Consider the following 13,481-nt stretch of genomic DNA (forward strand, 5'->3'; position numbering starts at 1 on the left):
ACGGCGAAGTGACCGCGAACGCCGGACGGGCTGCTTGCAGCCCGTCCGGCGTTCGCGGTCGTTTGAACTACACCTCGTCGTCGCGTCGTTTCGTCATCGTGTCCGGGCCCTTGAAGGTGCCTTCCCTGGTCCCGTCCCGCTCGGCCTTCCACTCGGCGGAGGCCGGGTCGTGCGAGACCTCGTCCGCCGCGGGCGGCGCCGCGTCCGGGACCTCCGCCTCGCGGACCATGCCGACGATCCGACGGCCCGTCAGGCCGAGGCTGACCAGGCTCAGTCCGTCGAAGAGCAGGGCCAGCGAGATGAACGTACCGATCGCGTAGCGGCTGCTGCTCGGCCATTCGGCCAGCACCAGCAGACCCAGGACCAGGTCGACCACGCCGACCAGGACGGTCCAGATCATCTTGGCGGACATGCTCGCCACGCCGCCCACGATGCGGAACATGCCCGCGCCCAGCAGCAACAGGGCTACGAACAGGGTGAGCGCCTCGGCCGCCACCTCGGGCCGGCGCAACAACACCACGCCCGCCGCGATGTTGAGCGCGGAGACCGCGACCACGAGCCAGAACGCGTTCTCCTTGCGCGCCTGGATGGCCTGTACGAACCCGACCACGCCGCCGATCAGCAGCAGCCAGCCGAACAACACCATCGTGGTCAACGTGGCCACGCCCGTGTAGACCAGACCGACGATCCCGCCGAGCACCAACACCGTGCCGAGCACGACCAGCAGGCCGAACCCGAATCCCTTGCCGCTGCGCCGATGCCGCCCCGCACCGGATTCGGCGGTCGGTCCCGTGACGCCCTTCGTGCTGTCCATGGGTGCCGCTCCTCGGATCTGCCCACGCCCGCGGAGTCGCGTGCGTGGTACGCCTTCCCGCTGGAAAGCGACATATCCGCACGATCAGCTATCCGCATGCGCGGCTGCGGCGAACGAGGTCAGCGCCGCGTCCCCGGCGGCAACGACGGCGGCAGCGCGGACCGCACCGGGGACAGCGCGGGGGCGAGCGCCGGCCGCGCCGCGGGCATCGGCGTCGCCGCCGGCACCGGAACACCGCGCACCGCCGGGCCCGGACGATCGGCCAGACCCAGGAAGTGCCGGCGCAGCCGATACTTCTCCACCCGCCCGTTCGGCGTCCGCGGCATCCGCGCGACGATGCGCACGTGCGCCGGCCGCATGTACGCGGGCAACGACTGCGCGCACCAGGCGCGTAGCTCGTCCGGGTCGAGCGGACGGCCCGGCTCGGGTTCGGCGTACAGGACCACCTCGTCCTCGTCGTCCCGGTCGGCGGGCACCCCGAACACCGCGCCCACCGCGATGTCGGGATGCTGGTTGATCAGGTCCTCGATGTGGTACGCCGACACGTTCTCGCCGCGGATCCGGATCCGGTCCACGACCCGGTCGACGAAGTGCAGCAGCCCGTCCTCCTCGTCGAGCACCGCCGCGTCGCCGGTGTGGAACCACAGGTTGCGGGTGGCCTCCGCGATGCTCAGCGGATCGTCCACGTACTCCTGCACCATCAGGCCCGACAGATGCGGGCGGACCGCGAGGTGGCCGACCACGCCGCGCGGCACCGGGCGGTCGTGCTCGTCCAGGACCGCCACCCGGGCGAACGGCAACGGCGCGCCCAGACAGCCCTTGCGCACGATCCGCGCCCCGTCGATCACCGGTACGCCCAATCGGGCACACACCTTCGCCACCGCCGCCGGCGCCTGCCCGCGCCGCAGCGGCGCCGGGGTGCCCTCGCCCGGATCCGACCCGACCAGTACCGCCGCGATCGGCAGGCCCGTCTCGACCTGCCCGTAGCCGGCCACCACGGTGTCGATCCCGAACCGGCGCGCGAACGTGTGATGGGTCGGCGGCAGCGGCTGCATCAGCACCGTGCTCAGCGGGTTGTTCCGCTCGCCGCGCCGCTCCGGCGCACCGGCGAGCCAGCCCACCATCGTCTCGGTGAGCACCGCGCTCGTGGCCCCCGCCGACGCCACGCGACGCCAGTAGTCGACCGGATGGAAGCGATCCCACAGCGACACGCCGGCACCCGCCCACGCGGCCCGGGCCAGTCCCGCGAACGCGCCCTGGATCGAATGCAGCGGCAGGTCCACGTGCACCACGTCCTCCGGCGTGGTGAGCCGGCGCAGCAGCAGCGTGTACGAGTTCAGCCAACGGTGCGCCAGCACGGCGGCCTTGGGCCGCCCGGTCACCCCGGCGGTGTGCACGATCATCCCGATGTCGCCCGGGTCGATCGTCACCGCTGGCGGCACCGCGCGGGCCAGGAAGTTGGCGTAGGCGATCTCGGGATAGCCGTGCGGCGGCCTGGGCCCCACCGCGTCGTGCACGGTCAGCCTCGGCAACCGGTTCAGATGCGGCCGTACCGTCTCCAGCGTGTGCACCAGCGCGCGTTCGGTGACCACCAGCAGCGGCTGGGTGGCCTCCAGTTGCTCGACCAGCAGGTCGCCGATCGCGTCCGCGTCCAGCGGGCAGTACACCGCGCCGGCCTTCCAGATGCCGAACATCCACAGCGCGGCGGCGTACGCGCTGCGGCAGTGCACCGCCACCCGGTCGCCGCGCCGGATACCCGCCCGGGCCAGGTTGCCGGCGATCGTGTCGGTGGCCCGCTTGGCCTCGGCGTAGCTCAGGTCCAGGCCGTGTTCGCCGTAGTGGATGAAGACCCGCGTCGGGGTGCGCACCGACCACTTGTCCAGTGCTTCGGTGACCGACTCCCCGTCCGCGGCGAGTTCGGCGGCGAGACCCGCCTCGAGTTCTTCGGCGGTCATGACTGGTACAGCACCCCCTGCGACGCGCGGCATCCCGGAAGGTCCCGGCTGAAGTCCGTGCGGGTGGCTCGATCACACGGGGAGACGAACATATCGCCTGGGCGCATCGCTTGGGGGCCCGGGCGCGGGCTTCCTACCGGTGAGTTCAGCGCCTAGCATCCAGGTGGCCCGGTTGTCGACGGTGCGTCGGTGTCGATGAACAGGGCGTCATGACGACGGACGGAGGCACCGGTTGTGGGAGAGCGGGACGGCGTGAGCGACCGAGAACCGGACGACCCTGCCGGCGGCGGACCGGGTGCCGGTGCCGTCGACGCGGCGCAGGTGCGCCGCAGAGTGGCCGAACTGGTCGCGGCACACGATCCGACCACGATGTCCTCGACCGAGTTCCTGGGCCATCGCTTCGACGCGGGCCTGGCCTGGGTGCACTTCCCGATCGGCTGCGGCGGCCTCGGTGCCTCGCGGGCGTTGCAGCAGGTGCTCGAGAGCGCGTTGACCACGGCGGGCGCGAAGGCGGCCGGCGGATATCGCAATCCGATCGGCCTGGGGATGGGCGCGCCCACCATCGTCGCGCACGCCGGCCCGAAGATGCGGGCCCGGTTGTTGCGCCCGCTGTGGACCGGTGAGGAGATCTGGTGCCAGCTCTTCAGCGAACCCGGCGCGGGCTCGGACCTGGCGGGTCTGGCCACCCGGGCGGTGCGCGAGGGTGACGGCGACTGGATCGTCAACGGTCAAAAGGTGTGGACCTCGCTCGCGCACAAGGCGCGCTGGGCGATGCTGCTCGCCCGGACCGATCCGGACCTGCCCAAGCACCAGGGGTTGACCTACTTCTTCCTGGACATGACGTCGCCGGGGGTCGAGGTGCGTCCGCTGCGCCAGGCCACCGGGCAGGCCGAGTTCAACGAGGTTTTCCTGACCGACGTGCGGATCCCGGACGCGCACCGGGCGGGCGAGGTGGGCCAGGGCTGGACGGTGTCGAACACGACGCTGATGAACGAGCGGGTGGCCATCGGCGGCGCGGCCGTCCCGCGCGAAGCCGACGCGATCGGCGCGGTCGCGCGGATGTGGCGGGATCGGCCGGAGCTGCGTACGCCCGGACTGCACGACCGGCTGCTGCGGGCCTGGGTGGAGTGCGAGGTGGCCCGGCTGGGCAACGAACGCATCCGCCAGCAGTTGGCGGCCGGCGCGCCCGGCCCCGAGGGGTCGGCGGCCAAGATCGCCTACGCCCGGCTGAACCAGGACGTGACCCGGTTGTGGCTGGAGCTGACCGGCGAGGAGGGGCTCGGCTACGACGACTGGGCGATGCGCCGCAGCGAGTTGGGCCAGGCCACGCTCGGCGCGCGTGCGCCGGGCTACTACTACCTGCGGGCCAAGGGCAATTCGATCGAGGGCGGCACGTCCGAGGTGCTGCGCAACGTGATCGCCGACCGGATCCTGGACCTGCCGCGCGAGCCGCGCACGGACACCGGGGTGCCGTGGAAGGAGATGCCCCGGTGAACGAGTCCGGCATGCCGTCGCTGCTGTACGGCGAGGTCGAGGAGGATCTGCGCGCGAGCTTGCGCGCGCTGTTGCGGGACCGCTGCGGGTGGCACGACGTGCTGGCCCGGATCGACACCGACGAGCCGTACGACGACGGGCTGTGGAAGGCGGTCGCGGCCGAGTTGGGCCTGGCCGGGCTGCTGATCCCGGAGGAGTTCGGCGGGGCCGGCGCGGGGCCTCGGGAGGTCGCGGTGGCGCTGGAGGAGTTGGGTCGCGCGGTGGCGCCGGTGCCGTTCCTGGCCGGCGCGGTGCTGGCCTGCTCGGCACTGCTGGCCTGCCCGGCCGGCGAGGCACGCGACGGCGCGCTGCGCGTGCTCGCGGACGGCACGCGCACCGGCACGCTCGCGGTGACCGCGAGCACCTGGCCGGGGGCCGCCTTCCCGCTGTCGGTGACCGGTGCGCCGGAGGGGTCGGGGTTGTCGCTGACCGGTGCGGTGACCGGGGTGTTGGCCGCGGATCGGGCCGAGTTGTTGGTGGTCCCGGTGATCGTGGCCGGCGAGCCGCACCTGGCCCTGGTGGCGGGCGACGCGGCGAACCTGTCCCGGCGCGCGGTGACCTCGCTGGACCCGACGCGCCCGGTGGGCGAGTTGACGTTGGATCAGGTGCGCGGCCGGGTGCTGGCCGGGCCCGAGCACGCCGAGGCGGCGTTCGGGCACGCGCTGCGGTACGGCGCGGCGCTGCTGGCGTCGGAGCAACTGGGGGTGGCCGAGCAGGCGTTGGCCGAGGCGGTGGCGTACCTGAAGGTCCGGCACCAGTTCGGCCGGCCGATCGGCTCCTTCCAGGCGTTGCGGCACCGCGCGGCCGATCTGTGGTCGGACATCGCCGCGGCCCGGGCCGCGGCGCGCTACGCGGCGGCGTGTCTGGCCGAGGACTCGGCGGACGCGGCGGTGGCCACCGCACTGGCCAAGGCGTACTGCGGCGACGTCGCGGTGCGCGCCGCGGAGGAGTGTGTGCAGATGCACGGCGGGATCGGCTTCACCTGGGAGCACCCGGCGCACCTGTACCTCAAGCGGGCGATGGCCTCCTCGCTGCTGCTGGGCACCTCGGACCGGCATCGGGCCGCGCTGGGCACGCTGGTGGACCTGCCGCCCGCGATCTGAACGAGCCCCGACGCGGCCGTGGCCGGCCTCCGTGCGGAGGCCGGCCACGGCCGGGTCACGAGCGCGCAGTGCGAAACGGCTCAACTGCGCAGCATCAGGATGATCATCACGACCGCGACCGCCATCAGCACGGCCCACACCACCGTGACCAGCCGGAGGCGCTTTCCGTCCCGGGCGGGGGTGTCGGTCGGACCGGGGTCCGCCGGTTGCGGGTTGTCGCTCATGTCCTCGCTGCCCTCCACGGGTGCTGCGCGCGGCGTCCGTCCCGTTCAGGATGACACCGCGCGCGGCCCGTTGAGGAGTCCTCGCCCCCGAATGTCGCTCAGTGCCCCGCCGGGGTGGCGGGCAGCACCGCCGTGGCGTCCGCGCCCGGCCCCGCGACCGCCGGGGCGGCCTGCGGCGTCTGCTGGGCGGCGATCAGCCGGGCCAGCCAGAACCGCAGGTACGTGGACAACGAATAGCGGATGAAGAGGGCGAACCCGAGGAGCGAGACCGGGATCGCCGCGAGACCCAACGTGATCGCGTCGTTCTGGGTCAGGATCAGCGTCGTGCCGTGCGACATGAAGTAGGCGCCGATGCCCATGCCGATCCCGAGCACCATGAGACCGACGCCCAGCCACATCAACTGGGTGTCGAGCATGGTCTTGGGCGCGCGCAGTTTGAGGGCGCCGACGTCGGCGGTGAACTGCCGGGTCCGATCCTGAGTGGCCGCCGGGATCGCCGCGTGACGCGGGGCGAACGCCGGTGGTGGTCCGGCCGTCGGCACCCCCTGCGGAACCGTCGGCGGCTCGCCGCCGGGCCTCGCGGGTGCGGGGTGCCCGTCGGCGTTCACGCTGTTCATACTCATAAAGTGCTCACCTCGTGGGTCGCCGTGAGGTTGGTACGTACCCGACGGCCATGTGCGCTCAGCCGCCCAGGTACGCGCTGTGCAGGTCGCCGGCGATCTCGTCCGGGGTGCCGACCTGAAGGATCCGGCCACCGCTCATGACCGCGGCGAGGTCGGCGACGGCCAGGGCCGTGCGCGCGAACTGCTCGACCAGGAGCACGGTGACACCGGTCTCGGCGATCTTGCCGACCACGTCGTACAGCTGATCGACGACGAGGGGCGCGAGGCCCATCGAGAGCTCGTCGAGCAGGATGATGGCCGGGTTGGTGGCGATCGCCCGGGCGACGGCCAGCATCTGCTGTTCGCCGCCCGACATCGTGCCCGCGGCCTGGGTCCGGCGCTGTTCGAGGCGGGGGAAGATCGGGAAGACCTTCTCCTCGATCTCCTTGCGGGAGACCCCTCGGTAGGTCGCCATCCACAGGTTCTCGGACACGGTGAGATTGGGGAAGACGCCGCGGCCTTCCGGGATGCTGCACAGGCCGATCCGGGCCAGGTCCACGGGCGCTGCCCCGGTGACGCACCGCCCGGCGAGGTAGATGTCCCCGCCGGTGGGCTCGTGCAGCCCGGTGATCACCTTGAGCATCGTGGTCTTGCCGGCGCCGTTGGGCCCCAGGACCGCCATCACCTTGCCGGTGGGCACCGCGAGGTCCACCTTGTGCAGCACCTCGACCTGCTCGTACGCGGCGCTGATGCCGCGCAGTTCGAGCAGTGGCGGGATGCCGCGCGGGCCGGCCGGCGGCGCGTCGGCCACGTTCAGCGTCATACGGTCTCCTGCAGGACTTCGGCGGCCTCCGCGGCGTCGGCGGTGCCCAGGTATGCCGCCTGTACGGCGGTGTTGGCGCGGATCTCGTCGCACGTACCGTTGGCGATTTTTTTGCCGAAGTCAAGCACGTGCAACTCGTCGCAGGTGTTCATCACCAGATCCATGTCGTGCTCGACCAGCAGCACCGCGACCCCGTCGTCGGCGATCTCGCGCAACAGCTGTCCGAAGCCCCGGGTCTCCTCGTCGTCCTGGCCGGAGGCGGGCTCGTCCAGGAGCAGGATCTTGGGCCGGGACGCCAGCGAACGCGCGAGTTCGACCACGCGGCCCTGCCCGGTGGGCAGTTGGTCGGCACGCACATGCGCGATCTCGGTCAGGTTCAGGCGGTGCAGCAGACGCGCGGAGGTGTCCTGCGGGGTCTCCTTGGTGCCCCGGTGCAGCCGGCGGTACTGCGCGGCGGCGACCTGGATGTTCTCCCGGACCGTCAACGAGCCGAACAGCTCCAGGCGTTGGAAGGTACGGGCCATCCCCAGGCGGGCCCGGCGGTAGGGCGCGAGCCTGCTGACGTCGCGCCCGTCCATCCTGACCCGGCCCGACGACGGTGGCTGGAGACCGGTGATCACGTTGAAGATCGTGGTCTTGCCCGCGCCGTTGGGTCCGATCAGGCCGGTGACCTTGCCCTCGTGGGCCCAGATGTTGACGTTGTTCAAGGCGGTGTGGCCGCCGAAGCGGACCGTGACGCCCTCGACCTCAAGCCCCATGACGCGCTCCAGGCAGGGTGGGTGACGGTGTGTCGGCCATCGCGACCGTCGGCAGCGAGGGCATCGCGATCAACTTGTCCAGGGCCTCGATGTCGGCGGCCTTGAACCGGGCGCCGTTCAGGCCCAGTCCCTCGGGCTGCTCGGACAGGCCCGGCGGCAGCTCCTGTTCGGCGCGCGATGCCTCGAGCATCAGTTCGGCCTTGACCGCGGCGGGGATGCCGACCACCGCGAGCAGGATCCCGATGACGAAGACCCAGTTCCCGATCACGTCGGTGAACCGCAGTACGACCAGCGCCAGTTGCGCCGCGGCGCTGGCCGCCAGGATGACCGGCCGGCGCAGTGCGGGCTCCCATTCCGGGCGAATCTTGGCGGCGATGAAGCCGTTCGGGTTCTTGCCCAGCGCGATGCCGTTGAGGCCGATCAGGATCGTGGTGAGCTGGGCGTAGTCGGGGAAGAGGTTGGTCATCAGCGGGGTGCCCAGGAAGATGCCCGCGAACAGCGCCGCGCCCGGCGAGGTCAGACCGGCGATCACCATCAGCATCAGCACCGAGAGCCCGGCGGTGAAGTCGAAGTTGACCGGGGACAGGGTGCCCAGCGCGCCGCCCATGATCCCGCCGCCGACGCCCGCCATCGCGGCGGACAGGCCGAAGACGGTGAGCGTGGTCAGCTTGTGGTTCATCCCGATCGTCGCGCACGCCGCCGGGCTGTCCTTCATCGCCAGCAGCCTGCGGCCGAACTCGCCGCGCCGGATCCACACCACCACCAGCGAGGACAGCGCGAAGAAGACCGCGCCGAAGATGAAGTAGGCCCGGTCGGAGGAGATGTCGATGCCCGGCCAGTCGAAGCGCTCGAAGTTGAGCGTGCCGCTGTTGAACAGGTCGATCTTCGTGTCGCCCCAGGTGAACGCGGGCAGTTGGAAGATCCAGCGGTCCAGCATGACCGCGAACGCGGCGGTGGCCAGGGCCAGGTAGATCCCGGACAGGCGCAGTGCGGGCAGCGCGACCAGCACGCCGATGCCCGCGCAGATCAGCGCGGCCCACAGCAGGCCCAGCGGGTTGCCGCCGGAGCCGAGGTGCGACACGCAGATCGCGCCGATGCCCGCGAAGCCCAGTTGGGCCAGCGACATCTTCCCGGCATAGCCGACCAGCGGGATCACCGACAGGCCGATGATCGCGAAGCCCCACATCTTGGTGCTGGCGAACAGGTCGGCGGCGCCGAGGGTGTTGGCCGCGACCACCGCGCCCGCGATCACCAGGCCGGCGAAGACGAGCGAGCCGGTCCAGGTCGGGCGGTGCGCGATCTCGCGGGTGCGGGAGGAGGCGTGGCCGCGCAGCCGGGAGGTGGGCAGCAGCAGGATCGCCACGAACAGCACCAGCACCGGCATCGAGTCGGTGAGGCCGGACAGGTAGGGGCCCGCGGTGGGGAACCTGGTCTCGGTGAGGTAGCCCTTGCCGTACTCGGTGACCAACCCGATGATCATCGCGCCGACGAAGGTCCACGGCAGGCTCTTGAGCCGGCCGATCACCGCCGCGGCGTAGGCGTTGACGATCAGCAGGGTCAGCGGCAGCGCGGCGAAGGAGAGCTTGGGCGCGATCAGGATGCCGGCCACCGCGGCCAGCATGGTGCCGGTCGCCCAGGCCAGCATGCCGGGCACCTCGGGTCGCGAGCCGTTGAGCACGGCGAGGTTGCGGTCGTCGACGGTGGCGCGCATGGCCACACCCGCGCGGGTCGAGCGCAGCAGCACCCACAGGCCGATCGCCACGATCAGCGCCACGGCCAGGGTGATCAGGTCGTGGTAGGACACGCGCGTGCCGCCGATGTCCACGGACTCGCCGGGGAAGAAGTTGACCACGTTGCGCGGGGTCTGCGGATCCCAGATCCACATCACCGCGGCGAGCAGGCTCAGCAGCACCGCGACGGTGACCATCAGGCGCGTCGTCTCCGACGTGCCCTCCAGCCGTCGCATGATGGCGAAGTGCAGGAAGACCCCGAACGCCGGGGCCAGGATGCCCAGCACCACGACGATGGACAGCCAGATCGGCCAGCCCCAGTCGAAGTGCAACTGCCAGTAGGTGAAGGCGGCGAGCGCGCCGGTGACACCGTGGGCGAAGTTGAAGATGCCCGTGGTGGTGTAGGTCAGGGTCAGGCCGCCGGCGGTGATGGCATAGATGCCGCCGGTGACCAGGCCGCTGATGGTGAGGATGATGAACTCGTGCACGCGCCCTCCGTTCGGGCCGGGCCGTGTCGCGGGGCGATCGGTCTCGGAGACTGGTGCGGCACGGCTCCTGACAGGTCGTCAGGGCCGCTGGGCCGCCCTCCCGCCCGGTGCGGGGCGAGAGGGCGACGGGTGTCGCTGGGTCGGACCGACCGGAGTGAGCGGCCGACGGGTGCAGCGGTGGTGCGGGTCGTGCGATTGCCGGTTGCCGCGGTGTCGCGGGTTGTGCCGTGGTGCGGGTGGTGCCGTGGTGCGGTGTCGCGGGTGGTGCGGTGTCGCTCGGGTGTGCGGGCGACTCAGGCGTTCTCCTCCGGCGGCGCGGCCGGCGGCGGCTCGCCCGAGTCGGCGGGCGGCGGGCTGCCCCCACCGGGCGTCTCGGCGGGTGGCGGCGTACCGGCTCCCGGAGTGGTCGGCGGTGTCGAGGCCGGCGGCGCGCTCGGCGCACCGGGCGCGACGGCCACCACGTTGGCCGGGTCGCAGTTGAAGAACTCGGCCTTGTTCGGCTTGGTCAGCGCCGCGTCGTACTCGAAGCCCTTGGCGGTCGCCTTGACCATGGTGAAGCAGTCGGCGGCGCGCACGTCCTTGGTCTCCACGATCGGACCGGGCGCGAACAGGCCGCCCGCGTCCCAGTTGGCGCGCTTGCCCTTGGCGAGCACGCACTCCGTGGTGACCTCCGTACCGCACTCCTTGACCGCGCTCGCCCACAGCAGCCAGGAGTTGATCCCGGACATGTGGAAGAACTCCAGGTCCTTGCTCGGCTCGGCCAGGTGCAGGATCTCCAGCGCCTTCTGCACGGCCGGGTTCTTGTCGCCGAGCGACTGCGGCACGAACGTCGGGTAGATGTAGGTGTCGGGGATCTTGGAGTTCTTGGCGGCGGCGAGGGTGTAGCGGTTGTAGGCCGAGGCGTCGCTGACGATGACCTTGGGGTGCCAGTTCATCGCGTCCATCTCGCGGAACATCGACGACGAGTCCACCGCGAGCCACGTGGTGATCAGCATCTCGACCCCGGCGTTCTTCATCTTCTCCAGCGTCGTGCGCCCGGGGGGCGGCATGACGGGGACGTCCTCCTTGTAGACGATCGTGCCGCCGGCCGCCTCCACACCCGCCTTGTAGCGGGCCATCGAGGGCCGCAGCGAGGCCATGTTCTGGCCGAGCAGGCCGACCTTGGCCTTGACCTCGGGGTGCGCGGCGAAGACCGCCTTGTACGCGCCCACGACCGTGGTGGACACCGGCAGGCCGACCGCGAGGTCCTGGAGGTCGGCCTTGGCCGATTCCTCACCGACCACGTAGGCCGGGAAGGCGCCGAGCTTGCACCCGGTACGCGCCTTGACGCCGTCGTTGTCGAACGGGTTGCCGCCGCCGACCACCATGAAGTCGCTCTGGCAGGCCGCCGTCATCACGGTGCCGACGTTGCTGAGCGCGGCGTCGCGCTGGGTCAGCTTGATCGTGCGGCCGTTGATCCCGCCGAGGCCGTTGCACCACTTGGTGAAGCCGTCGGCCATCTCGAAGAACTCTTTGCCCAGGCCCGGTTGTGCGGGGGCACCGGGGTCGCCGGTCACGCTGACCGAGATCTGCTTCTCGGTGACGCCTCGGTCGGCCTTCTTGGTGAGCGGCTTGCCGTCGCCCTTGCCGCAGACGTCCTTGAGCGTGCCGAAGTCACCGGGCGCGCCGGTGCCGACGGGAGCCTTCGGGTTCTGGGATCCCGCGGTGCCGGAGCCCCCCGATCCCGGACCCTTGGCCACCGCGTCGTCACCCGAGCGGCTACAGCCGACCGCCAACAGGAGCGGCACGACCAGCAAGCCGGCCGCCGCTCGGCGGCGCGTCCCACGCCGCCCGGCGGAAGTTGATGCCATCAGCCCTCCCGACACTTCGTTTCCGCGGGCCGGGCCGATGTGCCCGGTGCGCTCTCACGTACTTCTCCTGCGCTGTGCTCGCGTCGTTCTCGTCTTGTGCTTGCCCTGCCCCGGGCTCCGCCTGCGAGGCGTCCCTGCGACTGGATCTGACATGCCATCAGTCAATGGGCCATGAAGCAATGGCCGGGACCTTAACGGGGTGTCCTACAGGGTGCAAGAGTCACCGAACCGGCGAAAACCGCTGGCCGGCAGCCCGTGTCCGGTCCTGTGCGAGGTGGGGCGCAGCACTGCACACGTGTCACCGTTCGGCCCCTCGGGATCGGAATTCCCCGGCTTCGTGATGGCACTGTTATGAGGTGCTCGCGATCCGCCGCACACGGCATGCGAAGGCGCCCGGGAGGCGAGAAGGCGACACGGCGACACCCGTTCTCCATAAAGCGACAAGGAGTCAGTGAACCGATGTACACGATCGATCCGACCACCGACGCACACGAGATCGAACGCGTCCCGGCGGCGGACGGCGAACTCGTCCTGCGGCGCGTGGGCGAGCACTACGAGATCATCAGCAACGGCTGCTTTCTGATGGACACGCGCGCGGGCGCGTCGGAGCGGCTGCTGGTACGCACGGCGTTGCACGCGCTGGAGGCGTTCGACGCGCGTGACGCGCCCGTCGCGCGCGAGGCGCCCGTCGCGCGCGAGGCGCCCGCCGCGCACGAGGCGCACGACGTACTGGAGACGCTCGGTGTCCCCGGAGGGCTGCGGATCCTGGTCGGCGGGCTGGGTGTCGGCTTCACCCTGCGCGAGGCGCTCACCGATCCCCGGGTCGGGCAAGTGACCGTGATCGAACGTGAACCCGCCGTGGTGCGGTGGGGCCGGGGACCGCTCGCCCCCTTCTCCGGGCACGCGCTGGCGGATCCGCGCGTGAGGGTGATCACATCGGATCTGGTGGCCTGGGTGCGCTCCCCTCTTACCGCGCCTGTCGACGGGGTGTCGGAGCGGGCGGGCCACGAGGCGGCGGCCTGGTCGGGCGAGAGGTCGGGTGAGCACACCCGCGTGTTGCGCGAGGGGGCCGACGGGCGCTTCCACGCGGTGTGCCTGGACATCGACAACGGGCCGGATTGGACGGTCACCGACGGCAACGCGTCGCTGTACGACGACGCGGGACTGGCCGCGCTGCGGGCCAGGTTGTTGCCGGGCGGAGTGCTGACGGTGTGGAGCGCGACCGCGAGTCCGGCCTTCGCGGACCGACTGCGGGCGCGGTTCGCACAGGTGACCGTGCATCAGGTGCCGGTGCCGCGCGGGGAACCGGACGTGGTGTTCGTGGCGCGGGGGTAGCCGGCCGGCTGCGGCGCGGGTCGGCCGCGACCGGGACTCGGGCACTTCGTGCGCGCCGGCCGGGCCGCCCGGCCGGGCCGCCCGGTCGGGTCGGCCGGTCGGGTCGGCCGGTCGGGTCGGCCGGTCGGGTCGGCCCCGGGCGCCCGGTTCGGACGTCCCGGGCGCGTGGTTCGGGCGTTCCGGGCGTGCGGTTCGTTGCGCGGAAGATGTAACTGACGCGACGTCAGAGAAACTTGCGTGTGTCATCCAACTGCTGTCAGCATGCG

11 protein-coding genes are annotated in these 13,481 nt (G+C 71.5%); 3 read left to right on the plus strand and 8 right to left on the minus strand.

The window, feature by feature from the left end; genetic code table 11:
* Positions 1 to 67: 67 nt before the first annotated feature.
* A complete protein-coding gene (locus ACWCPW_RS35105; RefSeq protein WP_449765620.1) occupies positions 68 to 814 on the minus strand; it encodes an HdeD family acid-resistance protein in 747 nt (248 codons plus the stop codon).
* A 119-nt stretch (positions 815 to 933) separates the two neighbouring features.
* Positions 934 to 2,769, minus strand: a complete 1,836-nt coding sequence (locus ACWCPW_RS35110) for an AMP-binding protein (RefSeq protein WP_449765621.1) — start codon at positions 2,767 to 2,769, stop codon at positions 934 to 936.
* A 252-nt stretch (positions 2,770 to 3,021) separates the two neighbouring features.
* Here ACWCPW_RS35110 and ACWCPW_RS35115 point away from each other — a divergent pair, with 252 nt between their 5' ends.
* A complete protein-coding gene (locus tag ACWCPW_RS35115; protein WP_449765622.1) occupies positions 3,022 to 4,263 on the plus strand; it encodes an acyl-CoA dehydrogenase family protein in 1,242 nt (413 codons plus the stop codon).
* On the plus strand, positions 4,260 to 5,405 hold the full coding sequence (locus tag ACWCPW_RS35120; protein ID WP_449765623.1) for an acyl-CoA dehydrogenase family protein: 1,146 nt from the start codon (positions 4,260 to 4,262) through the stop codon (positions 5,403 to 5,405). Before ACWCPW_RS35115 ends, ACWCPW_RS35120 begins: the two co-directional genes overlap by 4 nt.
* An 80-nt stretch (positions 5,406 to 5,485) precedes the next feature.
* On the opposite strand, the gene ACWCPW_RS35125 is transcribed toward ACWCPW_RS35120, so the two are convergent.
* From ACWCPW_RS35125 to ACWCPW_RS35150, 6 genes are all read right to left on the minus strand, one after another.
* On the minus strand, positions 5,486 to 5,629 hold the full coding sequence (locus tag ACWCPW_RS35125; RefSeq protein ID WP_449765624.1) for a hypothetical protein: 144 nt from the start codon (positions 5,627 to 5,629) through the stop codon (positions 5,486 to 5,488).
* Between the two features lie 98 nt (positions 5,630 to 5,727).
* Positions 5,728 to 6,252, minus strand: a complete 525-nt coding sequence (locus ACWCPW_RS35130; RefSeq protein WP_449765625.1) for a hypothetical protein — start codon at positions 6,250 to 6,252, stop codon at positions 5,728 to 5,730.
* Between the two features lie 58 nt (positions 6,253 to 6,310).
* On the minus strand, positions 6,311 to 7,054 hold the full coding sequence (locus tag ACWCPW_RS35135) for an ABC transporter ATP-binding protein (RefSeq protein WP_449765626.1): 744 nt from the start codon (positions 7,052 to 7,054) through the stop codon (positions 6,311 to 6,313).
* Positions 7,051 to 7,812 carry an ABC transporter ATP-binding protein gene (locus ACWCPW_RS35140; RefSeq protein ID WP_449765627.1) on the minus strand — a complete coding sequence of 254 codons (762 nt, stop codon included), beginning with the start codon at positions 7,810 to 7,812 and terminating at the stop codon, positions 7,051 to 7,053. The genes ACWCPW_RS35135 and ACWCPW_RS35140 overlap by 4 nt, the downstream gene beginning before the upstream one ends.
* On the minus strand, positions 7,802 to 10,030 hold the full coding sequence (locus ACWCPW_RS35145; protein WP_449765628.1) for a branched-chain amino acid ABC transporter permease: 2,229 nt from the start codon (positions 10,028 to 10,030) through the stop codon (positions 7,802 to 7,804). Before ACWCPW_RS35145 ends, ACWCPW_RS35140 begins: the two co-directional genes overlap by 11 nt.
* A gap of 293 nt (positions 10,031 to 10,323) precedes the next feature.
* Positions 10,324 to 11,880, minus strand: coding sequence for an ABC transporter substrate-binding protein (locus ACWCPW_RS35150; RefSeq protein ID WP_449765629.1), 1,557 nt, complete (start codon positions 11,878 to 11,880; stop codon positions 10,324 to 10,326).
* 459 nt (positions 11,881 to 12,339) lie between these two features.
* Between ACWCPW_RS35150 and ACWCPW_RS35155 the strand changes: the two genes are divergently transcribed.
* Positions 12,340 to 13,215, plus strand: coding sequence for a spermidine synthase (locus tag ACWCPW_RS35155; protein ID WP_449765630.1), 876 nt, complete (start codon positions 12,340 to 12,342; stop codon positions 13,213 to 13,215).
* Positions 13,216 to 13,481: the final 266 nt, after the last annotated feature.

This window comes from Embleya sp. NPDC001921, assembly GCF_053594475.1.